Source organism: Myroides sp. 1354 (genome assembly GCF_030324495.1).
In the GTDB taxonomy this organism is placed as follows: domain Bacteria; phylum Bacteroidota; class Bacteroidia; order Flavobacteriales; family Flavobacteriaceae; genus Flavobacterium.
The window spans coordinates 1-664 of record NZ_JACAGN010000043.1 but is presented as its reverse complement, the minus strand read 5'-3'; the positions used below and the strand labels follow the sequence as shown (position 1 = coordinate 664).

Annotated in this window: 1 protein-coding gene; it reads right to left on the bottom strand. The window is 43.2% G+C overall.

From position 1 onward, the window contains the following. Window positions 1-664: GAG-pre-integrase domain-containing protein (locus HX004_RS17665; protein ID WP_286444177.1), on the bottom strand; the 664-nt coding region annotated here is incomplete at both ends.

Below are 664 nucleotides of genomic sequence, written 5' to 3'. Positions count from 1 at the left end.
AACTTCATTAGAGATATATTCTCCCCCTCCACCAGATCTTAGGCATTTGATCTGCATGCCTTTTTCCTTCTCCACCATAGCTTTAAACTTTTGGAAGTGACCAAACACTTCACCTTTTTCTTTCATGAAATAGACCCACACTTTCCTAGTGTGGTCATGAATGAATGTAACATAATACCTGCAACCTGCAATTGTTGCAGTCCTGGACGGACCCCATACATCAGAGTGTATAACATCTAACGGCCTCGCACTCACATGCATATCATGCGGAAAAGCATGTTTGGACTGCTTACCAAGCTGGCATACTTCACACACTTTATGCATACCCTCAACCTTAAATTTGGGCAACCCATCATCAATGTTTATAGTCAGCATTGCCTTTAACCGTTGCACATCCACATGTCCAATGCGCTTATGCCAAATGTCAATATCTGCAATGACACCTGTCCCATGTGCAAACATTGCAGCCTTCACCTGAGGCATGCTTACATCCAAGGTAAACATTCTTCCATTTCTGTTGCCCTTTGCAACCAAGCGGCATTGATCCTTGAAGTCTTCAACAAAGCAACCTTGAGGATTAAACCTCACTTGCAGACCCTGTTCAGCCATTTGCCCAACTGAAACCAGATTCTTTGTTATAGTTGGGACGTGAAGTACATCTGCA